The 24400-nt window shown below is 72.7% G+C and carries 23 protein-coding genes; 12 read left to right on the top strand and 11 right to left on the bottom strand.

Going from position 1 to position 24400, the window contains the following annotated elements; genetic code table 11:
• Nucleotides 1–83: 83 nt before the first annotated feature.
• The 6 genes from BJY18_RS28990 to BJY18_RS28965 form a co-directional block, all read right to left on the bottom strand.
• Nucleotides 84–2144, bottom strand: a complete 2061-nt coding sequence (locus tag BJY18_RS28990) for a transglutaminase TgpA family protein (RefSeq protein ID WP_184783073.1) — start codon at nucleotides 2142–2144, stop codon at nucleotides 84–86.
• The gene (locus tag BJY18_RS28985; RefSeq protein WP_312873994.1) at nucleotides 2141–3268 is read right to left on the bottom strand and encodes a DUF58 domain-containing protein; all 1128 of its coding nucleotides are present in this window, start codon (nucleotides 3266–3268) and stop codon (nucleotides 2141–2143) included. The genes BJY18_RS28990 and BJY18_RS28985 overlap by 4 nt, the downstream gene beginning before the upstream one ends.
• A 188-nt stretch (nucleotides 3269–3456) precedes the next feature.
• The gene (locus BJY18_RS28980; protein WP_184783071.1) at nucleotides 3457–4419 is read right to left on the bottom strand and encodes an AAA family ATPase; all 963 of its coding nucleotides are present in this window, start codon (nucleotides 4417–4419) and stop codon (nucleotides 3457–3459) included.
• 4 nt (nucleotides 4420–4423) lie between these two features.
• Nucleotides 4424–6535, bottom strand: a complete 2112-nt coding sequence (locus BJY18_RS28975) for a fibronectin type III domain-containing protein (RefSeq protein WP_184783070.1) — start codon at nucleotides 6533–6535, stop codon at nucleotides 4424–4426.
• A 111-nt stretch (nucleotides 6536–6646) separates the two neighbouring features.
• On the bottom strand, nucleotides 6647–7912 hold the full coding sequence (locus tag BJY18_RS28970) for a sensor histidine kinase (protein ID WP_184783069.1): 1266 nt from the start codon (nucleotides 7910–7912) through the stop codon (nucleotides 6647–6649).
• Entirely contained in the window at nucleotides 7909–8592 is a 684-nt protein-coding gene (locus BJY18_RS28965) for a response regulator transcription factor (protein WP_184783068.1), read from the bottom strand. The genes BJY18_RS28970 and BJY18_RS28965 overlap by 4 nt, the downstream gene beginning before the upstream one ends.
• Before the next feature lie 375 nt (nucleotides 8593–8967).
• Here BJY18_RS28965 and BJY18_RS37835 point away from each other — a divergent pair, with 375 nt between their 5' ends.
• The 9 genes from BJY18_RS37835 to BJY18_RS37070 all read left to right on the top strand — a co-directional run bounded on the left by BJY18_RS37835 (nucleotide 8968) and on the right by BJY18_RS37070 (nucleotide 15922).
• Nucleotides 8968–10020, top strand: coding sequence for a type VII secretion protein EccE (locus BJY18_RS37835; protein WP_184783067.1), 1053 nt, complete (start codon nucleotides 8968–8970; stop codon nucleotides 10018–10020).
• Nucleotides 10017–10667, top strand: a complete 651-nt coding sequence (locus BJY18_RS28955; RefSeq protein WP_184783066.1) for a helix-turn-helix transcriptional regulator — start codon at nucleotides 10017–10019, stop codon at nucleotides 10665–10667. Before BJY18_RS37835 ends, BJY18_RS28955 begins: the two co-directional genes overlap by 4 nt.
• Before the next feature lie 71 nt (nucleotides 10668–10738).
• Nucleotides 10739–11401 carry a response regulator transcription factor gene (locus tag BJY18_RS28950; protein ID WP_184783065.1) on the top strand — a complete coding sequence of 221 codons (663 nt, stop codon included), beginning with the start codon at nucleotides 10739–10741 and terminating at the stop codon, nucleotides 11399–11401.
• Between the two features lie 153 nt (nucleotides 11402–11554).
• A complete protein-coding gene (locus BJY18_RS28945) occupies nucleotides 11555–12688 on the top strand; it encodes a WXG100 family type VII secretion target (protein ID WP_184783064.1) in 1134 nt (377 codons plus the stop codon).
• A gap of 16 nt (nucleotides 12689–12704) precedes the next feature.
• Complete coding sequence (locus BJY18_RS28940; RefSeq protein ID WP_184783063.1) at nucleotides 12705–13031, top strand: hypothetical protein; 327 nt, start codon at nucleotides 12705–12707, stop codon at nucleotides 13029–13031.
• Entirely contained in the window at nucleotides 13028–13825 is a 798-nt protein-coding gene (locus BJY18_RS28935) for an ESX secretion-associated protein EspG (RefSeq protein ID WP_184783062.1), read from the top strand. The genes BJY18_RS28940 and BJY18_RS28935 overlap by 4 nt, the downstream gene beginning before the upstream one ends.
• Nucleotides 13826–13857: 32 nt before the next feature.
• On the top strand, nucleotides 13858–14274 hold the full coding sequence (locus tag BJY18_RS28930; protein ID WP_184783061.1) for a YbaB/EbfC family nucleoid-associated protein: 417 nt from the start codon (nucleotides 13858–13860) through the stop codon (nucleotides 14272–14274).
• On the top strand, nucleotides 14271–14579 hold the full coding sequence (locus BJY18_RS28925; RefSeq protein WP_184783060.1) for a type VII secretion target: 309 nt from the start codon (nucleotides 14271–14273) through the stop codon (nucleotides 14577–14579). Before BJY18_RS28930 ends, BJY18_RS28925 begins: the two co-directional genes overlap by 4 nt.
• Nucleotides 14576–15922, top strand: a complete 1347-nt coding sequence (locus BJY18_RS37070; protein ID WP_246459007.1) for a hypothetical protein — start codon at nucleotides 14576–14578, stop codon at nucleotides 15920–15922. The genes BJY18_RS28925 and BJY18_RS37070 overlap by 4 nt, the downstream gene beginning before the upstream one ends.
• Here the strand turns inward: BJY18_RS37070 and BJY18_RS28915 are convergent.
• Entirely contained in the window at nucleotides 15900–17354 is a 1455-nt protein-coding gene (locus tag BJY18_RS28915) for a BTAD domain-containing putative transcriptional regulator (protein WP_184783059.1), read from the bottom strand. The genes BJY18_RS37070 and BJY18_RS28915 overlap by 23 nt on opposite strands.
• On the bottom strand, nucleotides 17351–18517 hold the full coding sequence (locus BJY18_RS28910) for a sensor histidine kinase (RefSeq protein WP_184783058.1): 1167 nt from the start codon (nucleotides 18515–18517) through the stop codon (nucleotides 17351–17353). Before BJY18_RS28910 ends, BJY18_RS28915 begins: the two co-directional genes overlap by 4 nt.
• Nucleotides 18518–18594: 77 nt before the next feature.
• On the opposite strand from BJY18_RS28910, the gene BJY18_RS28905 reads away from it, so the two are divergent.
• Nucleotides 18595–19281, top strand: coding sequence for a TetR/AcrR family transcriptional regulator (locus BJY18_RS28905; protein WP_184783057.1), 687 nt, complete (start codon nucleotides 18595–18597; stop codon nucleotides 19279–19281).
• Between the two features lie 82 nt (nucleotides 19282–19363).
• On the opposite strand, the gene katG is transcribed toward BJY18_RS28905, so the two are convergent.
• Nucleotides 19364–21595: a catalase/peroxidase HPI gene (gene katG, locus BJY18_RS28900; RefSeq protein WP_184783056.1), complete on the bottom strand. Its 2232-nt coding sequence runs from the start codon at nucleotides 21593–21595 to the stop codon at nucleotides 19364–19366.
• Between the two features lie 17 nt (nucleotides 21596–21612).
• Nucleotides 21613–22056 carry a Fur family transcriptional regulator gene (locus BJY18_RS28895; protein WP_184783055.1) on the bottom strand — a complete coding sequence of 148 codons (444 nt, stop codon included), beginning with the start codon at nucleotides 22054–22056 and terminating at the stop codon, nucleotides 21613–21615.
• A gap of 168 nt (nucleotides 22057–22224) precedes the next feature.
• Here BJY18_RS28895 and BJY18_RS28890 point away from each other — a divergent pair, with 168 nt between their 5' ends.
• Complete coding sequence (locus BJY18_RS28890) at nucleotides 22225–23055, top strand: SAM-dependent methyltransferase (protein ID WP_184783054.1); 831 nt, start codon at nucleotides 22225–22227, stop codon at nucleotides 23053–23055.
• Between the two features lie 164 nt (nucleotides 23056–23219).
• Here BJY18_RS28890 and BJY18_RS28885 read toward each other — a convergent pair whose 3' ends face one another.
• A complete protein-coding gene (locus BJY18_RS28885; protein ID WP_184783053.1) occupies nucleotides 23220–23954 on the bottom strand; it encodes a LysR substrate-binding domain-containing protein in 735 nt (244 codons plus the stop codon).
• A 42-nt stretch (nucleotides 23955–23996) separates the two neighbouring features.
• Here BJY18_RS28885 and BJY18_RS28880 point away from each other — a divergent pair, with 42 nt between their 5' ends.
• Nucleotides 23997–24374, top strand: a complete 378-nt coding sequence (locus BJY18_RS28880; protein ID WP_184783052.1) for a DUF5997 family protein — start codon at nucleotides 23997–23999, stop codon at nucleotides 24372–24374.
• The last annotated feature ends 26 nt before the right edge of the window (nucleotides 24375–24400 follow it).

The raw sequence follows: 24400 nt of genomic DNA, 5'->3' as shown, positions 1-24400 counted from the left end.
GGTCCCACCTGCGCGACGCACACAAGCGCCGGTCCGCTCGGGAACGCGGGGCGGCGGATCAGTGCCGCCGGTGATGGTGTTCTTCAGCGCGGCTGCGGTACCGGGCGCAGGCTGCCGATTTCGAACGCGGCCCGCAGCCGGACACGCAACGGCGCTCCGGACAGTCCTTTGTGGATCGCTTGTACCGCGGTCCAGGCCTGGTCGACCGCCGCGCCGTCGGTCGCCGCACCCGACCACAGTGCGACATCCACCTGCCGCGCCAGCCACTCCAGCCCTTCTCTGACCGAACTGTCCACTGTAGATGGGATGAGTGCAGCGAGATCACGCACGGTCGCGCCGGGTGGTACGGCCACACCGCGTGCGCGCAAGAGATCCCGCGCTTCCCGCCACGCCGCGACGACCCCGTCCGCGCCGGTTCGCCGGCGTCGGCGAGCCGTGCGAACCTTTCGCAGCAACGGGATCGCAAGCACCAGTAGCACCAGCACCCCGGCCAGCCCGACGAGCAGCCACAAAAGCGCGATCGGCAGCCACGAGCCGGTGGCCCCGTCCTCCGCCGCGGCCGTATCGTCCTTCGGTACGTCCGGATCGTGCAGCTGCGGCGGAGGCGGCAACGCGGCCCGCGCCTGCGCGGTCACCTGCGCCAGCCGGCCCGCGGCCTGGCCGGAACCGTTCGCGGCGGTCCGTGCCGGATCCAGCGGCACCCAGCCGGCGCCCGCGACGGCCACCTCCGGCCAGGCGAACACGTCACCATTGTGGACGGTCCCGGAAGTCGCGCCCGGAGCCCGGAAACCGACCGCGAGCCGGGCCGGGATGCCGGTGATCCTGGCCAGCGCGACGTACGCCGCGGCGAACTGCTCACTGGTACCGGCTTTCGTGCCGAACAGGAACGTGCGCAGCTGCGCCCAGCCGCTGCCGGTGGGCAGCGCGGGCCCGTTCGCGAGCCGGTAGTTCTCGCTGAGGTAACGCTCGAGCTGCAACGCGGAACGGAACGACGGACGCAGGCCGCCGGTCGCCTTGCCGGCCAGGTCCGCCACTCCGGCAGGGACCTGACCGAGGCCGCCGGTCACCGCGTCCGGATCGATCCCGGCGTCCACGAGGGCACCGGGAACGCGCGGCTCCCGCCAGCCGAGGTCGTAGCTGACCGGACCGCTGCGGCCGGGCAGCAGAAGCACCCCGGTGCCCGGGTCGACCAGCGGCGCGATGCCGGTCACCGACGCCGGTTCGGGCTGGCTCGGCAACCACGGGCCGTCGGTCGAGGCGGGCACGGTGATCCGCGCGTGCTGGGCCGCCTCGCCGAGCGAGGCACCGAGACGCCGGTAGCCGTCTTCGGCCCGCCAGGTGACGCCGTCGAAGTCGTCGAGCACGGCCATCCGCCAGCGATCGACCTGGGTGGCCCCGGAATAGCTGAACACCGGGGTGGCCGGATGCGTGAGCCGCTCCGCGATCTGGTCGAGCGGATCGTCAACGCGCAGCGGCGGCAGCGGCGCGGCTTCGTGGTGCAGCGCGGCCGGCGGCTGGGTGCCTTGGTCGAATGCCGTGAGCCCCACCGAAACGACCACCGCCAGCACCACCATCGGCACCAGCAGCACCGGACGGCTGCCCTGGCCACGGGTCACCAGCAGAAGCGCTCCGGCCACGAGGACGTAGGCGAGCCCGGCAGCCGTGGCCACCGCACCGGACAGCGCGACGTAGGCCTGGCTCAACCCCGCGACCGCGAGCCCCGGCACCAGCGCCACCGCCGGGCGGCGCAGCAGTTCCACACCCAGCACCGATGCGAACAGCACAGCCAGCGGCACGAACAGCAGTAGTTCCGGATCCGGCCGCGCGGGCCAGGTCGACTGCAGGGTCAGCTGCCAGGACTGCGTGACACCGTCGAGCAGGCCGCCCGCCAGCTGCGCTGTGAAGCCGAATTCCAGCACTCCCAGCGCGAGCAGCCCGACGACGAGGGCGAGCACCGGCCGCCACGGCGCGAGCGCACTCGCCCGGGTACACAGCTCGGCGACCGCGAAGCACACGACCAGCACCACGACGATCGGCAACGCGAGCGCACCGGCGCCGAAGACCGGCGTGAACAACAGCCCGGCAAGGCCGGTGGCGAGCAGCACGAGCGCGGTCGCGGACCGTCTCGTCCATTGTGGACTCATCGGGTGATCGCGTTCCACCGGCGGGCCGCCTCGGCGGCGTCAGCGGCAGGAAGCACCGTCGCGCCGGGGATCCCGGCGAGCGGGCCGGCTTCGCCGAGCACGAACACGGTGACCGGCGAGTACCGGCCGCGCAGCGCGGCCAGCGCGGCCCGGTCCGCGAGCCCGGCGCCAGCGGTGACCACGGCCAGTCCGCCGACCCCGGAGCGGAGCAGTTCGTCAGGCACTAACGCGGCGCCACCGGAGGGCGCCACCTCGCACAGCGCGTCGAGCAGCCGACGCGACGCGACGGTGCCGCCGCCGGTGTCCACGTCGAGCCCGCCCGGGGTGACCAGCCGCACCGGCTGATCGGCCCCCGCCGCGGCGGCGACCAATGAGGCGGCGAGGTCCACCGCCTCTTCCAGCAGCGGCCCGGTCAGCCGGGTGTCCAGCACGGTCGTGAACCGCGGCTGGTCCGGATCGACGTAGTCGCGAACCATCAGCTGCCCGGTCCGCGCGGTCGCTTTCCAGTGCAGGTGCCGGACTTCGTCACCGGGCACGTACTCGCGCACCTCACGCAGGTCGAACGAACCGCGCAACCGTTCGTCGACCGCCGCGCCCTCGTGGTGGTGCCGGGGCCTGCCGCCCTCGGGCACCCGCAGCACGTGGACGCGCGGATACACCCACAACGTCGCGGTTTCCCCGGTGGTGAGCCGGCGGTTTCCGAGCCCGAGCGGATCACCGCGGTCGAGCGTGAGCGGGCCGACCTGGTGCCTGCCCCGCCGGGTCGTCGGGAGTTCGTAGTGGTGCACGGCTTCCGCGTTCGGCGGCAACGCGCGCACCCGGACGGCCTGGCCGGCGGGGCCGATGGTGTCCACCGCGCTGAACGCGGCCTGCCTGCGTCCGGTCGGATTGTGCACGCGCAACCGCGCGAACGCCGGACGGCCGCGCTCGACCCGGTCCGGATACACCTCACGGGCGACCGCGACCCGCGGCCGCCGCCCGGTCACCGCGACCGCCGAGACGAGCACCCCGGCCCCCGCACCGGCAATGGCGAGGAAGAACGGAAACCCGGCGACCTGCCCGAGCACGAACAGCCCGACCGTGGCCACCAGGACGCCGACACCCCGCCCGGTCGGCCGGAGCACCGAGTCCCCGGCACCCAGCTTGGGCGGCCGCGGTGCTGAACTTCCGGCATCACGCCGAGTCAGCCGCGGAGCCGAGTCCCCGGCGCCACCCTTCGACGGCCCCGCCGGTCCGGCTACCGAACCTCCGGCACCGCGCCCGGACGGTCCCGCGACCGAACCCCCGGCGTCACGCTCCGCCGGCCCGGGCATCAGGCTCCCGCTCCGCTCGCGGCCGGGGCCGGGGTCGCGTTCAGGACCTCGTCGACGACGGTCGCCGGGTTGCGGTCGTGCAGTTCCGCGTCGGTGGTGAGGATCAGCCGGTGCGCCAGTACCGGGTGGGCGACCTCCTTGACGTCGTCCGGGGTCACGAACGCGCGGCCGTAGGTGGCCGCAAGCGCTTGCGCGGCGCGGATCAGCGCGATGCTGCCCCGTGGGCTGGCGCCGTAGCGCAAGGCGGCGTGCTCGCGGGTCGCGGCGGCGAGCCGGGCGGCGTACTCGCAGACCGCGCGGTCGACGTGCGCCGAACGGACCTGGGTGATCGTCTGCTGCACCGTCGGCAGATCGACCACCGGCGACAGCTCGTCCGGGCCGACGCCGGCACACTCGCCCATGATCACCATGACCTCGCTGGCCAGATCCGGGTACCCCACCTCCAGCCGCATCAGGAAGCGGTCCAGCTGGGCCTCGGGCAGCCGGTAGGTCCCGGCCATCTCGATCGGGTTCTGCGTGGCCACGACCAGGAACGGACGCGGCACCTCGTGCCGCACCGCGTCCACCGTCACCGTCCGCTCGGCCATCACCTCCAGCAGCGCGGACTGCGTTTTCGGGGTGCCGCGGTTGATCTCGTCGGCGACCACGATGTTCGCGAAGATCCCGCCGGGGTGGAACTCGAATCGTTCGGCGTGCTGGTGGTAGACCGGCACGCCGGTGATGTCACCGGGCAGCAGGTCCGGGGTGAACTGGATGCGGTTCCACGAACCGCCGATACTGCGTGCGAGGCAGCGGGCCAGCGTCGTCTTGCCGACGCCCGGCACGTCCTCGACGAGCAGGTGCCCCTCGGCGAACAGCGCGGCGATCGCGAGCCGCACCACCTGAGGCTTGCCACGCAGGACACTGTGGACATTCGCCGCGATGCGCTCGTAGACGGTGCCGGGCGGCAGTGCTGGGGTCATCGGCTCATTTCCAGGTGATGTGGTTGGACTCGACGCTGGTGCCGTCCGGGGCGGTCACGGTCACCCAGACCGTCTGGCCCGGCTGGTCGTAGTCGAGTTCGGTGTAGGTGACCGAGCCGTCGGCGCCGGTGGTGGCGTGCTCGGTCTCGACATTGGTGTTGCTGTCCGAGCTGAGCCGGATCGAAAGCCGGCTGTTCGGCGGGAAACCGGTGACCGTCACGTTCACCCGGTAACAGTTCTCGTCGCAGTTGCTGGTGGAAGTCGGCTCGCCTTGGGCGATCTTGACGTCCTGCGCCGGAATCCGGACGCTCTTCGAACTCGCCGCGCCGTCGAGGGTGTTCCCGTCCGGCGTCTTGGTCACCGCGCGCACGGTGAAGGTGTAGGACTTCCCCGCACTGAGCCCGGAGTAGGACGTGCTGGTCCCGGAAACGTTCTTGGTACCGAGGCCAGTGGCGGAAACCTCGTAGCGCACCAGTGTCCCGCCGCCGAGTTCCGGACGGCTCCAGGAAAGCGACACCCCGCTGCCACTGCGGGTCGCGGTCAGCGACGGCGCGGACGCCGCTGCGGCCGGAGTCGCCGACGCGGACGCTCCCGGCCCGGTGCCCGCCCGGTTCACCGCGACGACCGTGAACGTGTAGCGAGTTCCGTTGGTGAGCCCGGAAACCGTGGTCTTGCGGGTGCCGCCGCCCACGGTCTTCGAGCCGCCGGCCCAGCTGATCCGGTAGGACGTCACGGTGGCGCGGTTGCTCGCCGCGGCACCCCAGCCGACCGTCGCCGAACCGGAAGCTCCGGTGGCCGACACTCCCGGTGGCGCGCCCGGTGGACTCGCCGGCACCGCGGGTGGCGAAGACGGCGGGTTCTTCTCCGGCGGGGGTTTCTGGCTCCGTGCCCGGGGATCAGGGCCGGAGTCGTTGCTCGCGTCACGATCCGGCGCGGGCTGCCCCGTGCCGCGTTCCGCCGAGGGCGGCAGCGCGTCCGGCTGCGGTGGTGCGGCCTGGTCCGGCGCGGGCTGGTCCGGCTTCCCGCTCGGGGGCGGAACCACCGGGACGTCGGTGACCTTGCCGTCCTTGCCGACCACCAGCACGTGCGTGCCCTGGCCGCCGTCGACGTACACGCGCGAGTCCTCGCCGCGGGTCAGCCGGGCCGTGCCGGCGCCGGGCGGGATCGGCTTCGCGTCGGACTGTTTGCCACTCGCGTCGAAGGTGAGCAGTGTGTGCGAAATACGGTCGACGAGTGCGACGACCGAGCCGCCTGCCACCGGCCCGTCGTACTGCCCGGCGGGCAGCGCCACGGTGACCGGCTTGGCCGGTTTCGCCGCGGGATCGACCAGGTAGAGCCGGTTCGTCTGCGGATCGAGCAGCGGCACGCGCCCGGAAACGTCGTTGGCCGCCGCCCGCAGTTCCTTCGACTTCGGCAGGCCCATCGGCACCGCGGCACCGAGCGCGCCGTCTTCGACGCGGTGCACGGTGCCGTCGGTGGTGTCGACGAAATACGGCTGGTCGGCGACCAGGGTGAGCTCGCCGGTGTGCCCGGGCGGGAGCACGACCGGACAGGAGGAAACGCGGTCCGCGCCATGGTCGAGCCGGCAGAGCAGCCCGGAACCGGTGCGGAACAACCAGAGCGTGCCGTCCGCGGTGGCGACCGGGGTGCCGACCGGACCACCCGCGGACATCGTCGCGGGCGGTTCGCCGAGCCGCACGATCTGACCCGCCTGGCGGTACACCAGGTACGGTCCGCCCGCGGTCTCCACCCCGACCGGGATCTCGTCCGACGGCGGCCGGATCGCCGGACCGGCGCTCAGGTCCGACTTCCCGAACCGGGTGATCCGCTGGTCGCCCACCACGTAACCACTGGTGTCGCCCTGCACCACCTGGCTGTCCTGGTCGCCGGGCACCGCCGCCTGCGCGTCGATCGCCGAGGTGCCGCCGTCGAGGTGGAAGGCCGCCTGCAGCACGGAGTTGTAGACCCAGTGCCCACCGGGGACCACCCGCATCCCCGGCAGCGGCTTGGCCGCCCCGGTGACCGCCGCGGTCAACGCCGCGGCCGCGAGCACCACGATCGCCACCACCGGCAGCCGGCCTCGCCAGGCTCCGCCGCGCCGAGTGTTCTCGCTCACAGCGTCGGAGACTAGCCGACCCTCCCGGGACTGGTCCCGGGGTTGGCCACAAGGGGCCACTCCCGGTCCGTGGCGTGGTCAGGGACCTTGGAGACGGTCGCGCGCGGAGAGTCAGCTGCGGTTGGTGGCGACGGGGAGGGTCAGCTCGAAGATCGCCCCGCCCTCGTCGGCGTTGTACACCGCCAGCGTGCCGCCGTGGGCCTCGGCCACCCACCGCACGATCGACAGGCCCAGCCCGGTGGAACCGCTGCCGCTGGTGAAGCGGTCGAGGGTGCCGCCCGCGACTTCGTCGGCCACACCAGGACCGTGGTCGGCGACGGTGACCCGGCCGCCCGCGACGGTGATGTGCACGATCGCCGGCTGTCCGGGCTGGCGGCCGTAGCGCAGGGCGTTGTCGAGGAGGTTGCCGATCGCCCGCTGCACCAGCCCGGGATCGACGTGGACGAGTGACGGCGCCGCGGTCACCGTGACGCTGGCGCCTCCGGACGGGGTGTCCTCGGCGAGCCCGGTGACCAGCTGGTCCAGCCAGACCGGTTGGGTCGCCAGCTCGTCCACGCCCGCAGCGAGCCGGGCCCGCACCAGCAGGCTGTCGATGATCCCGCCCATCCGCGCGGCGAGACCGACGGTGCGGGGCAGCAGTTCGGTGCTCTGTTCGGGATTCCGCAGGGACGCCTCGGCCAGCGCACGCAGCGCGGCGACCGGCGTGCGCAGGTCGTGCGCGGTCTCGGCGAGCAGGATTTCCTGCTGTTCCAGTGCCGCGGCGGCGGGCCGGATCGCGCGGCCCGCGATGAAGTGCCCGGCCAGCCCGAGCGCACCGATCAGCACCAGGCAGCTGCCGAACACGATGAGCGTGTAGCGCAGGTGGTCTTCGTAGGCGGGTTCGGCGTCGGTGACCGCGACGACCGCGCCGATGAACTGGCCGGAGGTGCTGCGCACCGGTTCGGCCCGCATCCGCAGCCGCCGGTCGCCGGCCCCGCGGAACTGCCCGTACTCCACCTTTCCGCTGCGCGCGGCCTGCTCCGCGAAACCACCGAGCACCGGAACCTCGACCGGCACGCACCGCTGCGCGCTCGAATACGCCGGGAACTGCCCGGAAGCGCCGGGCAACACGAAGAACTGCGGGCATTGGTCGTTGAGCTCGTCGCGGGAGACGAAGCCGGTTACCAGCGTGCCGCTGGAGGCGTCGTACTGCAGCAGCCGGGCGACCACGGCGGTCACCCGCTGCAGGTCCGCGTCCAGCTGTCGTTCGCCCTGCTGGTCGTCGTCGCTGATCAGCAGCCAGGCGAACACGATCAGGCCGACCGCGTTGATCCCGGTGAACACGAGAGTGAGCAGCCGGCGCAGGCGACGCAGCCGCCCCGCCGCGGTCCGCTTCACGACGCCGGTTCCGCGAAGCCGAGACGGTAACCGTGTCCGCGCACGGCGTGGATCAGGTTCGGCTCCCGCAGCTTGCGCCGCAGCCGTTTCACCACCGCATCGACCACATTGGACATCGGATCGGCGCTTTCGTCCCAGCAGTGCTCGATCAGGTCGGTCCGCGAGACCGCTTGCCCGGGCCGGACGGCGAGGTGTTCCAGCACCGAGAACTCCCTTCCGGACAAGGTGAGCAGCACGCCCGCACGCCGGGTTTCGCGGCGGGCGCAGTCGATTTCGAGGTCCGCGAAGCGCAGCACCGCCGGACGGCTGCCGCCCGGCCGGCACAGCGACCGTACCCGCGCGGTCAGCTCCGCCATCGAGAACGGCTTGACCACGTAGTCGTCGCCACCGTGGGTGAACCCGTCGACCCGGTCCGCGGCGCGGTCGCGGGCGGTCAGGAACAGCACCCGCGCATCCCATCCGGCCAGCCGGCGCCGGCGCACGTAGTCGAGCGCGTCGCCGTCGGGCAGCATCCGGTCGAACACCACGCAGGCGAAGCCGCCGCGGCGCAGCTCGGCGTCGGCCCCTGCCAGGTCACCGGCCCCGGTGACCTCGAAACCGGCGGCCACCAGTTCCGCCCGCACCGCCGCCCGCAGGTTCCGGTCGTCCTCGACCAGGAGTACTCGCACCGGCTGCCTCATGTCATCGAAACCTCATGTTCGAAGTGATCGTATTCCGCTCACGGTGGATCCACCGGCGACGACGAGGAGGTGGCTGGATGACGTTCCCCGGATCGGACCGAGCGGAGTGCCCGTACCCTAGCGCGCCCGCTCCCGCGAATCACTCGTTCACGGCGACGTGGCCACAACCGGCCAGCTCCGGTGCGGAGGTGCACTGTGGACGGTCGTGACCAGGCAGGAGCGGTGCTACGGCAAGCCCCGGCGCCGCGGGCCGCGAGGACTCCGGTGCTCGTCGTCTCGGCGGCGGCCACCGCGGTTCCGGCAGGTGCCAGGACGCCCCCTTTCGCCGTGCCGGCCCCGCCTCACGTGCTGCCGGCGCCCCCGCAAGCGGCACCGGTGGCGCAGAGCAAACCGGTCCCCTCCGCCGTACGGATCGAGCTGCCTCAGGTCGTCTGCTGGCAGCTGTCCGTGGTGGCCGTGCTCGCGACGCTCGGCCGGCCGTGGCCGGTGCTCACCGCGGCCGCGGCCGGCGCCGCCGTCCTGCTGGCGCTGACCGCGGTCCGCGTCCACGGCAGCTGGCTGTACGAACTCGCCGGGCTCGGCTCTCGTTTCCTCGTGCGGCACCGGCGGCACGAGCTGCCGGACTCGGCGGCGAAGGCACGCACGCTGATCAGGCTGTTGCTGCCCGGTTCGGAGTTCCGGCCACTGGAGACCGCGCAGGGCAGCACGGCGGCGATCAGCCACGCGCACGGCCTGACCGCGTTGCTCGTCCCGGGAAAGCCGGTCGACCCGCGCACGTTCCCGATGCCGGCCGAGCTGCTGCCGCCGTCGAACGACGACGACCCCGAATTCGCCGTACAGGTGGCCTTTCACGCCGGGACACGGCCGGGCTCGCCGGTCCGGACCTGGCTGGCCGCAGGCGCGGTCCGCTCCGCCGACGTACCGGGTGACGCCGAACTGGAACTCGCGCTGCGCAACGCGTTGCGCAGAATCCGGCGAGCGCTGGCGCGGGCGGGCGTTCCCGCCGATCCGCCCCCACCGGACACGGTGTCCGCCGCGCTCACCGCGCTCGCGCACGTGACCGGTGGCCGCAACGAACTGCGGGAGGACTGGCGGTTCTGGCGCACCGGACCGGTTTCCCAGGCCTGTTTCACCCTGGACGGCTGGGGCACGCCGGCCGATCCGGTCGCCGCCGGCCTCACCGCCGGCCTGCTCGCACCGATCACCGGGATCACCGGGGTCGCCGTGTCGCTGACGCTGGCCGCCCGGACCGGTGGCGACCGTTCCGCGATCCTGCGTCTCGCCGCCACCACCGAGGCCGCCGTCGATGCGGCTGCGGATCGGCTCGCCCGTTTTCTCGTCCCCGCCGGAGTCCGGCTTTCCCGCCTCGACGGCGGTCACTTCCCCGCAGTGGCCGCGTCCCTGCCCATCGGAGGTTTTTCGCGATGACGCTCGCATTCGACCAGCCCCGCCCGCTTTCCGGCACGCCGGCGGTCGCCGTCGCCGACCTGCTTTCCCGTGCCAGCATCGAGGTGCTCGTGATGAGCACCCAGTCCGTCCACGGCCCGGATCCGATCGGCCTGGTCCGGCCCGGTGATCAGGACAACCTGCGCCGTGGCGTGCGGTACCGCGTGCTCGCCCCGGACGCCGCGCGGACCGCTCCGCGGCTGGCCACCCGGCTCGCCGCGCTGACCCTGGCCGGTGCCTCGACCCGGACCATCCCGCGGGTGCCGCTGGACGCGCTGGTCGTCGACGGCACCGCGGTGGTGCTGCCCGCCGGGATCACCGGTGTGGCGGCGTTCCACCTGCCCGGCGTCGTCACCTCGGTGGTGGAACTGTTCGAACGGGTCTGGCCGACCGCGGTGCCGTTGCAGACGGCCGCCGAAGGCGCCGACAGCGACCTGCGCGAACGAGAGCTGCTGAAGCTGCTTTCGGCGGGCTACACCGACGCGGCGGCCGCGGTGAAGCTGGGCATTTCGGTACGGACGGTCCGGCGGACGGTCGCCGACCTGATGAACCGTCTCGGCGCGCGCAGCCGCTTCCAGGCCGGCGCCAAGGCCGCCGACCGCGGCTGGCTGAACGAGCAGGCCAGCTGATCTCCGGTGCTGCCAGGCCACTTCTGCCACTGCGCACGACGGGGTCGTGACCCGCGCTACGCTCGGTGGCCGTGCGGGTACTACTCACCGAGGACAACGCCGATCTGCTGCTCGCGGTCAGCACGTCGCTGCGTGGAGCCGGCCTCGCCGTCGACACCGCTGCCGACCTGCCGGCCGCGGATCTGGCGCTGACGGTCAACTCCTACGACTGCGCGGTCTTCGACCGGATGCTGCCCGCCGGTGACGCACTGGAGTTCGTGGAGGACCGCCGCCGCGCGGGCTGGCCGGTGCCGGTGTTGTTCCTGACCGCCCGCGCCGCCCCTGCCGACGTGGTGACCGGCCTCGGGGTCGGCGACGACTACCTGGTCAAACCGTTCGAGATGGCCGAACTGGTCGGCCGCGTGCTCAGCCTGTGCCGGCGCGCCCCGTCGCCGTCCGCGCCGACCGTGCTGCGGTGCGGCGACCTGGAACTCGACCCTGGCCGCCACGAGGTACGGCGGGCGGGAGCGCTGCTCACCCTGACCCGCATCGAGTTCGCGGTGCTGGAGCTGCTGATGCGATACCAGCCGCGTCCGGTCGAGCGGCGCGTGCTGCTCCGGCAGGTGTGGGACGAGCAGGTCGATCCCTCGTCCAACGTCCTGGAGGTGCAGATCCGCCAGCTGCGCCGCAAGCTCCGGGTCCCGCCGATGATCCACACCGCACGCGGGACCGGGTACTGGATCGAACCGGCCTGACCCTCCGTTCGGTGTCTCCCGCCGCCCCTTCCACGGCCGCGATCTCCGGCCCGGCACGCCGTTGATCATGCTTTTCATCGGGATTTCATCGCCTCCTCCTACGGTCGGCGCCGAGCCGGTGACCGGCCGGCACGACGGCGCGAAGGTGGGGGTATGACCGACGGGGGAACGGTGATCGACGCGGCCTCGGCCGGGGTGGAAGGTCTGGCCGGGGCCGCGTTGAGCGGGCTCGGCCAGGCCGGGCCGGTGGGTGAGCTGGCGCGGCCGGTGGTGACCGCGCTGCGCAACGTGTGGGAGGGCTACTTCGGCGCCCCGGTGCCCGAAGGCGGGACCAACTGGAGTGCCTACACCCACGATCAGCTGTACCGGATGCTGTGGGACAGCGCCGATGTCGGCGACGTCAGCACGGTCGCCGCGGAATGGCAGCGCCACGGTTCGGGAATGCGGGAGCACTCCGATTCCCTGCGTGCCGAACAGGGTTCTCTGCGGGAGAGCTGGAGCGGGCCGGCCGCCGACCGGGCTTCCGGGCGGCTGGGCACGATGGGCGAGCACAGCTCCGGCGTCGGCGACCGCGCGAGCACCGTCGGGCACGCCACGCAGCAGGCCGGTGACGCGCTCGCGGTCGCCCGCAACACCATGCCGCCGCCGCCGGGTGATCCGACCGGGGGCGCGGTCGCCGCGGCGTCGGCCGGGGCCGGTGCGGGTGCGGTGATCGGCGGGGTACTCGGGGCCGGTGCCGGTGGCATCGGCGCCGCGCCGGGTGCGCTGATGGGCGCCGCGATCGGCGCGGTCGCCGGCGGCGGAGCCAGCCTGTTCCTCGCCAACGTCGCGGCCGCCGAACGCAAAGCCGAAGCGGTGCACGTGATGGAGCGCTACGAAACCAGCCTGCACGACAGTTCGCACGCGATCGACCCGGCCGCGGGTGGTTCGGCCGTGTCCGGGGCGGACGATGCGACGACAGCGGCCGGCTACGCCGGTCCCACCGGCGGCGGACTGTCCGGTGGCGGGGCCCCGTGGTCGGCGCTGACCACCGCCGCACCGGTCGGGTCGGGACTGTCCGCGGGACTGCGTTCCGCGCTGGGCATGGAAGGCGCGCTCCTGGCCCGTAACGCGGCGATGGCCGAGATGGCGGCGGCCCGCGCGGCGTCCGGCAACGGCATGATGCCCGGCTCCCGCGGTGGCGCGCGCGAGGAGGAGGAAGAGGTGCACCAGAACAAGATGCCGGTGCTCGACCAGCCGCTGCTCGCCCCGGACGAACTGACCAGCAGGCCGGTGATCGGGCTGTGAACGACAGGAGTTTCCGATGAGCGGGCACGAAGTCACCCCGGACGCGCTGTCGCGGCAGGCCGCCGCGCTGGCCCGGCTCGGCGAGCAGACCGGGGGTCTCGCCGATTCGGCCGGCCGGCTGGCCGACCGGCTCCCGCAGCTCGGCACCGCACCGCCCGCCCTGCATCTGGCGCAACGACTGCGCGCGGCGGCGGGCGAGGCCGGGCTGACCGGTGAGATCGGGGCAGCGAACACCCGGATCACCGGCTTCCACGAGGCCCTGCGCGCCGGTGCCCGGCAGTACCAGGAACGCGAATCCGACATTCAGGAGCAGTTCCGGGACCTGCGGCGGAGCGCGGAATGACGGCCACCCTGCCCTCGTTCGTCCACTTCGGACTTGTGGAAGCGGACCTGCTGGCCACCCACGCAGGCGGCAGCTGGCCGTTCCCACTGCGGGTACCGTCCTACGGCCGGATCGACGGCGAACGAGAGATCCTGTTCGGAGTCGCCGGGCAGGCCCTGCAGGCGCGCGACCTCGCCGACGACGCCGGTCCCGCCGGGCTGGCCGTCGAGGTGGCGATCGCACTGCGTGAATGCCGCGGCGTGGTCGATGTCGTGCACAGCGGGGAAAACGGCCGCACCGCGGTCGCGGCACTGATCTACCGGCAGTCCGCGTTGATCTGCCGGCAGCGGCTGGACGAAGGCGAACCCGGCACCCTGGAAGTGCGTCAGGTACCGGAAACCACGCTGGTCGAGGCGCTGGTCGCCGAAATCCCGCAGCTGGAGGCCGCGCGCACGTTGCCGATCACGGTGCCCGCGGCCGCGGTCGACGCCGCGATGCAGCTCACCGAGAACGACGAGGACGACGCGAGCCGCGTCCGCCGGCTGCGCGATCTCGTCCACGACCACGGCGGCGACTCGGCCGCCCTCGACCAGCTCGTCGGCCTGCTGCTCCCGGTGTCCGGCCACGGGCAGCTCGGCGCGACCCGCGACGGGCGCACTCGGACAGGGCCCGCGCTGTCCTGGCTGGACGGTCCGCGCGGCCGGGTGCGGGTCAACCGGCCCGGCGACGGCTGGCTCAGCGTGAATCCGCTGCGTCCGGCCGAACTTCGGTTCGCACTCGGCGAGCTGGCGACGATCACCCGGCGCCCGCGATGACCGCGACGCACCCACGATCCGGAAGGACTGCCATGCGCACCGACCCCGTCGACCCGGCCGAATGGCTGGCCGGCTACGACCGCACGCTCGCCCGTGCCGCGGCGAACGCGCGCGCGGCGAGCGAAAGCCTGCGGGAGGCCGGCGGACGCGCGGCGTCCCCGCGCGGCGAGGTGGAGGTCGAGGTCGGCCCCAGCGGCACGCTGACCGGCCTGCGGCTCAGCCCCGGCGCCCGCGCACTCGAGGCCGAGGCGCTCGCGCGGCTCATCCTCGCCACCGTGCAGGACGCACACCGCGAAGCCGCCGCACGGGTCGTGGACATCATGAGCGAGTACGTCGGCGACGGCCCGGCACTGCAGCTGGTGCGGGACAACCTCCCGGCCGAGCCGGACGCCGCCCCCTCGCGCCGCGACGACGACTACTTCGCCGACGTGGCGGGGGTCATCCGGTGACCGGCGAGTTCGGCGTCGACCCCGGGCAGCTGCGCCGGCACGCGGGCACCGTCGGCGCGTTGGCCGACCGGCTGTCGGTGGTCTCCCGCAGCGGTCCGGGCGAGCTCGGCGACCAGGCGCTCGGCACGTTCGTGCAGTTCCTCACCGCCGGCCTGCAGTCCGCCGCGGGCCGGGTCGGCGAAGCGATGACCCATGCTTCGTCCACTGTGGACAAGGTCAGTGCGAACCTGGCCAGTGCCGCGGACCACTACGAGGAACGCGACCGGCAGAACACGATTTCGCTGCCGCGGGAGGACCGGCGATGACCAGCCCCGGACAACTGCTCACCGACCTGCGCTCGACCACCCGGGCGGTGCAGAACCAGGACTGGGTGTCGGCCGGTCTCGGCGGCGCGAGCACCGCGCTGGACCTGCTCGGCGCAACCTCGGATCCGCTGTCGGCACTGACGTCCGCCGGATTCGGCATGATCACCGAACTGGTGCGGTTCCTCGACGAGCCCCTGCAGCAGGTGCAGGGCGACCCGGACGCGGTCTCCTCGCACGCACAGGCCCTCGGCGACAGCGGGGGCCAGGCCGCCACGGTCGCCGACGACTACCGTCAGTCCGCCGGCCCGGAAACGTCGGAATGGTCGGGTTCCGCCGCGTCGGGCTACCGCGACACCAGTTCGCAGCACGCCGACTGCGTCGAGGCAGTCGGCGAGGCGAGCACCGCCGTGGCGAGCGCGGTGTCCGAAGCGGGCAAGGTCGTGGGGAAGGCGCAGCAGGAGGTCGGCGGGCTCATCTCGGAGGCCGTTGGGCGGATCATCACGCTGATGACGCAGGCACTGGCCGCCGCGCAGGCCACGTTCGGCGCGAGCGTCGCCGCGGCCATCCCGCAGGCGGTCGAGATCGCGACCGAGTACGGGCAGAAGATCTCGCAGAAACTCGGCGTGCTGCTGGCGGATTCGCAGAACCTGATGCAGCTGATGAACTCGGTCCTGCACGGGGTGGAAGCGGTCACGAACCTGATGACCCAGCTGAGCGAAGGCAACTCGACCAGCGCGGCCGACCCGGGCACCTCCGGCACAGGCGATCCGGCGACTGGCACCACCGGTTACCCGGTCTCGGGCGCCTCGGGAGACAGCACTTCCGGCGACAGCAGCCCGGGCAGCGCGGCGCCGGGAGCTGCCACCTCGGGCACTGTCACGCCAGGCACCGTCGCGCCGGACAGCGCCACGTCCGGCGGCGCCACATCGGGCAGCGTCGCGCCGGGCACCGCAACATCGGGCAGCGTCACGCCGGGCACCGCCACGTCCGGCACCGCCACCCCAGGCACCGCCGCACCGGGCACCGCGACCTTTGGTGACAGCAACTCGGGTGCCACCACTTCGGCGACCGCCACGCCGGGCAACGCAACGTCCGGCAGCGCCACCTCCGCCACCGCCACTTCCGGCACCGCTATCTCGGGCGACGCCACCCCAGCCAGCGCCACCGCAGCCAACCCCATCCCGACCAGCGCCACCGCAGGCGACGGCACTCCCGGCGCCGTGCCTCCCGGGCAGGACACCCCGCCCGAGGCGCCCGAGACGGCCGGCGATTCCGGCGCGGCCGAGGGCTCCGGGCCGAGAATCACCGTGTCGCTCGAGGTCAGTGTGCCTGGCTCGAGCTGAGCGTCACCCGCAGTTCGCGGTCCAGGGCGGGGCCGGGTTCGACGTCGAGGTCGGAGCGCAGGCGGTCGCGGACACGGTGGTACACCGCCAGCGCGTCCGCCCGCCGTCCGGCCGCGCGCAGGGCGCGCATCAGCAGCGCCGCCAACGGTTCCCGGTGCGGGTGCACGGCCAGGAACGCGGACAGCTCGGCGACCACGTCGTCCACCCGGCCCAGCCGCACCTGTGCGCTGGCCTTGTCCTGCAGCAGGGCCAGCCGCCGCTCGGTCAGCCGCATCCGTTCCCCCTCGGCGAACGGGCCGGGCAGCCCGGCGAGCGGTTCGCCCTGGAACAGGGCCAGTGCGGCGTCGGCCGCGGCCACCGCGGCCGGCAGGTCACCCGCCCGCACGGCCTGCTCCGTCTCCGCGGCCCGGGTCTCGAAATCCGTGCTGTCCAAGCGAATCCGGGCGCCGTCGAACCGGTAGGCCCCGCGGTCACTGGCGATCACCGAATCCTCGGTACGCTCCCCGCCCGCCCGCAGGCACTTTCGCAGCCGGTGCACGTAGACCGGCACCACCCGGCCGCCGGTGCCGGGCGGTTCCAGCCCCCACACGTCGTCGAGCAGTTCACCGGCCCGCACCGGCACTCCCGGCCGCAGCAGCAAGGCGGCGAGCAACGCCTGCTGCCGCACCGGTCCGAGGTCCAGGATCCGGTCCCCGCGCCAGGCCCGCAGCGGACCGAGCACGCTGAACCGCAACCCGGGATCCGCCCACTCCACGTCGGCCGGTTCGGCGACCGAAGCACCGCGACCGGGGGTGACGAGCCCGTGGTCGAAGGCGTACACGATCGCTGCCGCACGGTCCCGCAGGCGCAGCTTCACGCCCACGCGCCGCAGCTCACCGTCCACAGTGGCCTCGGGAATCCCCAGCGCGTGCGCGGTCTCGGCGTCGGTCAACCCGCGCCCCACCAACGCGAGCAGCTCCGTTTCGCGTGCCGTGAGCAGTCCGGGCGGCGGGCGATCCCCCGCCGTCGCCCGGTAGGTGGTGAGCACCCGTCCGGTCACCGCCGGGTCGAGCCACGCTTCCCCCGCGGCCACCGCGCGTACCGCCCGGATCAGATCTTCGGCGGGAGAATCCTTGAGCACGTAACCGTTCGCGCCCGCCCGCAGTACCCCGGCGAGCAGTTCGTCGTCGTCGAAAGTGGTCAACGCCAGCACCGGTGGCCGCGGCCCGTCCGCACGCAGCCGCCGGGTCGCCTCGATCCCGTCCACCTGCTTCATCCGCAGGTCCATCACCACCACGTCGACCGTGCCGGCGGCGGCCAGCGCCTCCGGCACGCCGGACCCGTCACAGCACTCGCCTGCCACCTCGAACCCGTCGCGGGCGCGCAGGATCCGCCGCAGCCCGGACCGCACGAGTTCCTGATCGTCGACGAGCAGCACCCGCACCGCCGTCACGAAACGACCTCGGCCGGCAGCGGCACGGTGACGTCCACGAGCCAGTCCGGCCCCTCCGGCCCGACCCGCAGCACGGCACCCAGCTGCTCGGCCCGCGCGGCCATCCCGGCCAGACCCGACCCGCCGGACTGGCGGGTGCCACCGCAGCGTCTGTTGCGGACGGTCAGCCGGGCCGCTCCGGCCTCGATCCGCAACCGCACCGACGCGGTCTCCGCCGGCGCGTGCTTGACGACGTTGGCCAGCGATTCCTGGGCGATGCGGTAGAGCCCCAGCCCCGCCGCGGATGCGACCGCGTGCACGTCCCCCTCCAGTTCGTAGTACGCGTCCAGTCCGGCGGCACGCGTGTCCGCCACGAGATCCGCGATGTCGACGGTGCCCGGCAACGATCTCGTGCCCGCGGAATCCCGCGACAGCAACCCCACGGTGCGCCGGATCTCGGCCATCGCGCCGCGGCCGACCCGCTCCGCTTCGGCGAGCGCCTCGACTGCCTCGTCCACGTCCCGGTCGGTGCGCAGACCGTGCCGCGCGCCGGTGACGTGCAACAGGGTGATGCTCAGCGAATGCGCGACGATGTCGTGCACCTCGCGCGCGATCCGCTGCCGTTCGGCCAGCATCGCCTGCTCCCGCACCGCGTCCTGCTTGCCCCGTTCGGCATCCAGCGCCCGCACGTACCAGCGGAGCATGAACCCGGCGCACAGCCCCAGCAGCACCGCGAGCGTGTAGACCGGAAATCCGACCAGCCCGACCGTCGCCGCGGCCACCGCGAGCACCCCGACCCCGGCCGCGGTGACCACGAAGGCGAGCCCGGCGGAGGCGATCGCGGAGACCTCCGCGGACAGCACGGCGAGCGGCATCGGCGCGAAGTCCGGGACGACCGGGAAGGCGAGCAGGACCCCCACCCCGGCGAGCACGGCGAGCGACTTCAGCCAGGACGGCGCGATCCGGCCGGTCAGCAGGAACAGCAGCGAGCCGCCCTGCATGAGCACGAACGCCGCGATCAGCACCGGCACCGGCTGCGCGGTGCGCTGCCCGATCGCGACCGCGAGCCCGATCAGCGCGAAGGTGTTCGTGCCGAGCGGAACCCACCAGGGCACCGTGATCCCGGAGCGCGAGAGGGCGTCGTTCAGCCGGCCCGCCACCCGGTCGCGCACCTTCCCCCACACCGGTCCAGCCTAGGAAACCCTGGCCGCGACCGCCATCACTGTCCGATTCGCGGACCCGGTACGCCTACCATGCCGCCATGGCTTCCAGTGGCTCCTACAACCGGCGGGAACGCCCGGCCAAACCCGCGCTGAGCCGGGAGGGCATCGTCGCGGCGGCGCTCGAAGTGGTGCGCCACGAGGGCGTGGAACGGGTCACCATGCGGCGGCTGGCCAAGGAACTGGACACCGGGCCCGCCTCGCTCTACGTCTACGTCAGCGACGCCGAGGAGCTGCACGCCGCGGTGCTCGACGAGCTGCTCGGCGAAGTCTCCACGGTCTCGCTCCCCGGCGCCGACTGGCGGACGAGGTTGTGGACGCTGACCTCGGCCTACCGGGACGTGCTCTACGCGCACCCCGGCCTTGCCCGGGTCGCGCTGGTGACCAGGCTGAGCGGGCCGCACTACCTGCGGATCGCCGACGCCGTACTCGGCCTGCTCACCGAAGGCGGTGTGCCGCCCGGCCCGGCCGCGTGGACGGTCGACCTGCTGCTCCTGGTCAGCACGGCGACCGCGGTGGAACACGGCACCCGCCGGAACCGGCCCGGTTCGGAGGCCGAGCAGGACGCACTGGCGCAGGCGCTGCGCTCGCTCAGCCCGGAAAGCCATCCGCACATCGCCGCGACCGGTGCGCACCTGCTGTCCGGCAGCGGCACCGACCGCGCCCAGTGGGCACTGGACACCCTGCTCAACGGCGCCCGCGCCACCCCGCTGCCTCCCGGCGCCTGACCCCGGAAAGCGGGAAAGGCCTCCTCCGGGGATTCCCCGGAGGAGGCCTTTCCGTACTCGGGCACGCGGAGCGTGCCGGCGATCAGACCAGGTCGAACCGGTCGGCGTTCATCACCTTGTGCCACGCGGCCACGAAGTCACGCACGAACTTCTCCTTCGCGTCGTCACTCGCGTAGACCTCGGCGACGGCACGCAGCTCGGAGTTCGACCCGAAGAGCAGGTCGACCCGCGAACCGGTCCACTTGACCTCGCCGGTGGCGCGGTCGCGGCCCTCGAAGGTCTCGCCCTCCCCGTCGACCGGCTTCCACTCCGTGCCCTGGTCGAGCAGGTTGGCGAAGAAGTCGTTGGTCAGCTGACCCGGGGTGGCGGTGAACACGCCCTCGGCCGACTGCCGGTGGTTGGCACCCAGCACCCGCAGGCCACCGACCAGCACGGTCATCTCCGGCGCGGTCAGGTTCAGCAGGTTGGCCCGGTCCACCAGCAGGTACTCCGCGGGCAGCCGGCCCGCCTTGCCGCGGTAGTTGCGGAACCCGTCGACGGCCGGCTCCAGCGGCGCGAACGAGTCGGCGTCGGTCTGCTCCTGCGAGGCGTCGGTGCGCCCGGCCGAGAACGGCACCTGCACCGTGACCCCGGCGTCCTTGGCGGCCTTCTCGACCGCGGCCACGCCGCCGAGCACGATCAGGTCGGCCAGCGAAACCTTCTTGCCGCCGGTCTGCGCACCGTTGAAGGCCTCTTGGATACCCTCCAGCGTGCGCAGCACCTGCGCGAGGGTCTCCGGCTCGTTGGCCTCCCAGCCGCGCTGCGGCTCGAGCCGGATGCGCGCACCGTTCGCACCACCGCGCTTGTCACTGCCGCGGAAGCTCGAGGCGGACGACCATGCGGTGGAGACGAGCTGTGCCACCGAAAGACCGGAGTCGAGGATCTTCGCCTTGAGGTCCGCAACGTCCGCGTCACCGATCAGCTCGTGGTCGACGGCGGGCACGCGGTCCTGCCAGATCAGCTCCTCCTGCGGCACCTGCGGGCCCAGGTAACGCTGGATCGGGCCCATGTCGCGGTGGGTGAGCTTGAACCAGGCGCGGGCGAAGGCGTCCGCGAACTCGTCCGGGTTCTCGTAGAACCGCCGCGAGATCGGCCCGTAGACCGGGTCGAAACGCAGCGCCAGGTCACTGGTCAGCATGCTCGGCGAGCGGTTGAGCTTGCCGTCCTCCGGGTCCGGCACGGTGTTGCGTGCCTTGCCGTCCTTCGGGGTCCACTGGTTGGCGCCCGCCGGGCTCTTGGTCAGCTCCCATTCGTACTCGAACAGGTTGTGGAAGAACCAGTTGCTCCACTGCGCCGGGGTGGGCGTCCAGGTGACCTCCAGCCCGGAGCCGATGGTGTCCCGGCCCTTGCCGCTGCCGAAGTTGCTCTTCCAGCCCAGCCCCTGGTCCTCCAGCGGCGCGGCCTCGGGCTCGGGCCCCTTGTGCGATTCCGGTGCCGCACCGTGGGTCTTGCCGAAGGTGTGCCCGCCGGCGATCAGCGCGACGGTCTCCTCGTCGTTCATCGCCATCCGGCCGAAGGTCTCCCGGATGTCGCGGGCCGAGGCCAGCGGGTCCGGGTTTCCGTTGGGACCCTCGGGGTTGACGTAGATCAGGCCCATCTGGACGGCCGCGAGCGGCTTCTCCAGGTCCCGGTCACCGGTGTAGCGCTCGTCGCCCAGCCAGGTGCGCTCCGGGCCCCAGTACACGTCCTCGTCCGGCTCCCACACGTCCGCGCGGCCGCCGGCGAAACCGAAGGTCGTGAAGCCCATCGTCTCCAGCGCGCGGTTGCCGGTGAAGATCATCAGATCGGCCCACGAGATCTTGCGGCCGTACTTCTTCTTGACCGGCCACAGCAGACGGCGCGCCTTGTCCAGGTTCACGTTGTCCGGCCAGCTGTTCAGCGGCGCGAACCGCTGCATGCCCGCACCGGCCCCGCCGCGGCCGTCCTCGATCCGGTAGGTACCGGCGCTGTGCCAGGCCATCCGGATCATCAGCGGCCCGTAGTGGCCGAAGTCGGCGGGCCACCAGTCCTGCGAGGTCCTCAGCAGCGCGTCCACGTCGCGGGCCAGCTCGTCCAGGTCGAGGGAGAGGAATTCCTTGGCGTAGTCGTAGCCGGGATCCGTCGGGTCCGAGGCCGGGCCGTGCTTGCGCAGGATCTTCAGGTTCAGCTGATTCGGCCACCACTCCTGGTTGCTGCCGCCCTCGGTCGGGTGGCCGAACCGGCCGACCCGGACCGGGCAACCGCCCGCGCTGTCTTCGTTAACCTCGGCAAGTACCGAGTCAGGGGTGTCAGACACTGCAATCCTTCCGGGAATCAGAGATGGAGCTCAGAAGCAGAGGTGGTGGAACAGGCCGGGCACCGTCCCCAGTAGACGACCTCGGCCTCGTCGATGACGAATCCGCCGGCGTCGGACGGGGTCAGGCAGGGCGCCGGGCCGACCGCGCAGTCGACGTCGGCGATGGCACCGCACGAACGACACACGACGTGGTGGTGATTGTCCCCGACCCTGGCCTCGTACCGGGCGAGGGAGCCGGACGGCTGGATGCGCCGCAGCAGCCCCGCGCCGGTCAGTGCGCGCAGCACGTCGTAGACGGCCTGGTGCGAGACCTCACCGAGGTCCGCGCGCACGACGCCGATGATGGAGTCGGTGTCGGCATGCGAATGCCCGTGCACCGCGGCGAGCACGGCCACCCGGGGACGCGTCACCCGCAGCGCTGCCCCGCGCAGCATCCGCTCGAAGTCCGTCGTCGTCGGCACACCCCGAAGTGTGCCGGATTTTCTGGAATGAATCAAGATTGGCACCCGATCGGGAGTTCCCGCCGCCGGCTCCGGCTCCCGGCTCACCTCCTGGCGGTCGCGTACCCGGGTGGTGGCGCTACGGTGGGGGCCCGCACGAGACGCACGACACACCCGAGGTGACGCCAGATGTCCGAGGCCGTCGAATCACCCAGCTCGCACCCGGTCGGGGTCGACATCAACCGGGCGAGCATCGCCCGGGTCTACGACGCGGCTCTGAACGGGACGAACAACTACGAGATCGACCGCCGGGTGCTCGACCAGGTCGCCCAGGTCGCGCCCGAGGTGAACGACCTGGCCTGGTCGAACCGCAACTTCCTGATCCGCGCCTGCCGCTTCCTCGCCACCCAGGGCCGGGTCACCCAGTACCTCGACTGCGGTTCCGGGCTGCCCACCGCGGAGAACACCCACCAGGTCGTGCAGCGCATCATCCCGGAGGCCCGGGTGCTGTACGTGGACAACGATCCGGTGGTACTCGCGCACGGGCGCGCACTGCTGGAGGAGAACGAGCACACGAAGTTCATCGAGTCGGACATCTTCAAGCCCGAGCAGGTGCTGGGGCACGAGACCACGCGCGAGTTCCTCGACTGGACCCAGCCGATCGCGCTGCTGCACAACGGAACACTGCACCACTACCTCGGTGATGACTACGCCGCGCTGATGCAGACCTATGTGGACGCGCTGCCGTCCGGTTCCTTCGTGGTGGTGGCCCACTTCTCCGACCCGCAGACGCCCGAGCACAGCGAGATCGCGCGGCGGATGGAGGACAAGTTCACGCACAGCCCGATGGGCAGCGGCGTGTTCCGCACGCACGAGCAGATCAAGACCATGTTCGGCGGCACCGACCTGGTCGACCCCGGCCTGGTCCTGTGCGACGACTGGTGGCCGGACGGCCCGCGCTACCAGCCGCTGAACCAGGTCCAGGAATGCATTTCCGGCGGAGTCGGGCGAAAGGCCTGACTCCTGCGGCGACAGCGTCGCCGGGGCGCCGCTTCCGGGGGCGCTGCTGCCGGGACACTTCTTCCGGGGGTACAGCTTCCGGGGCGCTGTCGCCGGGCTTCGGAAGTCCACTTCGGACAGTGACTTCTCGTCCGGCGACGGCCCGCTCCTCGCCGACCGGCCCGTCACCGGTGGCGGCGGGACCGGCCTGGTTTCGGGGCGCCGCGGCGGCGGGACGGTTCACGGGTGGGCTTCGCCGGCGTGCGGGCGGGTGTGCCGCCCTTGGCCTTCGCCTCCTGCTGTCCGCGGGTGCTGTTCACCGTGCGGCCGCGGACGATTCCGATGAACTGCTCCACCAGCGCGCTCGTCTCCCCCTCCGGCCAGGACAGCGCGACGCATGACTGCGGCGCGTCGGTGAGAGTCCGGTACGTGAGGTCGCGGCGGTGGTGCAGCCGCGCGAGGGACTGCGGCACCACGAGCAGGCCGACCCCGGCCGCGACCAGTTCGATCGCGTCGCCGGTGGTGGCCGGGCGTTCGCGCGCCGGAAGGCCCGGTGGGCGCCCGGGTGGGGTGGGCCAGTCGAACGGGTCGTCGAGCGGATGCAGCACCACGTCGTCGGCGAGGTCCACACCGGACACCTCGTCCGCCGCGGCGATCAGGTGGTCCTTCGGGGCCACGACCACCGTGGTCTCGGTGTAGAGCGGGATCGCGTGCAGGCCGTCCCGGTCACCGGGCAACCTCAGCAACGCCGCGTCGGCACGGTCCTCGCGCACCGCGTCCGCGGCCTCGGCGGCCGACACCGCGACCAGCTCCAGCGACACCCGCGGCTCGCGTTCGCCCCAGATCCGGACCCATTTCGCGGGCGTCGCCCCGGGCACGTAGGCGAGCCGGAACGCCGGCGGCCGCTCCGCTGAAGTCACCAGGCCAGGCTACCCGCGCCGGCCCCGATTACCCTGGCGGGCATGACGTCGCAGAAGAGCTCCCAGACGATGAAACCGGCCACCGCGGCCAAGAAGCTGGGCGTCTACCTCGAAGCCACCCCCGCCGAGTTCCGCGCGGGCGTGGTCTCCCGCGACGAGCTGAACGCCCTGCAGACCGATCCACCGGAGTGGTTGCGCGAACTGCGCCGCACCGGACCGCATCCGCGTCCGGTCGTCGCGGCCAAACTGGGCGTCTCGATCGGCGGACTCGCCCGTGGCGGGATCACCGAGCCACTCACCACCGAGCAGATCGACGCGCTGAAGGCCGAGGAACCGGACTGGCTGCGCCACGAACGGGCCACGCAAGCCGAGGTCCGCCGGGAGGCCGCCCGGCTGAAGGCGCGCGAGACCGAGGGCTGAGCGACCGCTACGCTCGGTGCACCAGC

The sequence above is a fragment of the Amycolatopsis jiangsuensis genome (assembly GCF_014204865.1).
GTDB lineage: Bacteria > Actinomycetota > Actinomycetes > Mycobacteriales > Pseudonocardiaceae > Amycolatopsis > Amycolatopsis jiangsuensis.
Note: the sequence above shows the minus strand (reverse complement) of the source record. Positions and strands in the feature narration are given on the sequence as shown.

Bases quoted from the DNA above. Each gene is read 5' to 3' on its own strand.
- BJY18_RS28990 (WP_184783073.1), bottom strand. From the start codon at position 2,144: ATGAGTCCACAATGGACGAGACGGTCCGCGACCGCGCTCGTGCTGCTC.
- BJY18_RS28980 (WP_184783071.1), bottom strand. From the start codon at position 4,419: ATGACCCCAGCACTGCCGCCCGGCACCGTCTACGAGCGCATCGCGGCG.
- BJY18_RS28965 (WP_184783068.1), bottom strand. From the start codon at position 8,592: ATGAGGCAGCCGGTGCGAGTACTCCTGGTCGAGGACGACCGGAACCTG.
- BJY18_RS28955 (WP_184783066.1), top strand. From the start codon at position 10,017: ATGACGCTCGCATTCGACCAGCCCCGCCCGCTTTCCGGCACGCCGGCG.
- BJY18_RS28945 (WP_184783064.1), top strand. From the start codon at position 11,555: ATGACCGACGGGGGAACGGTGATCGACGCGGCCTCGGCCGGGGTGGAA.
- BJY18_RS28940 (WP_184783063.1), top strand. From the start codon at position 12,705: ATGAGCGGGCACGAAGTCACCCCGGACGCGCTGTCGCGGCAGGCCGCC.
- BJY18_RS28935 (WP_184783062.1), top strand. From the start codon at position 13,028: ATGACGGCCACCCTGCCCTCGTTCGTCCACTTCGGACTTGTGGAAGCG.
- BJY18_RS28930 (WP_184783061.1), top strand. From the start codon at position 13,858: ATGCGCACCGACCCCGTCGACCCGGCCGAATGGCTGGCCGGCTACGAC.
- BJY18_RS37070 (WP_246459007.1), top strand. From the start codon at position 14,576: ATGACCAGCCCCGGACAACTGCTCACCGACCTGCGCTCGACCACCCGG.
- BJY18_RS28905 (WP_184783057.1), top strand. From the start codon at position 18,595: ATGGCTTCCAGTGGCTCCTACAACCGGCGGGAACGCCCGGCCAAACCC.
- BJY18_RS28890 (WP_184783054.1), top strand. From the start codon at position 22,225: ATGTCCGAGGCCGTCGAATCACCCAGCTCGCACCCGGTCGGGGTCGAC.
- BJY18_RS28880 (WP_184783052.1), top strand. From the start codon at position 23,997: ATGACGTCGCAGAAGAGCTCCCAGACGATGAAACCGGCCACCGCGGCC.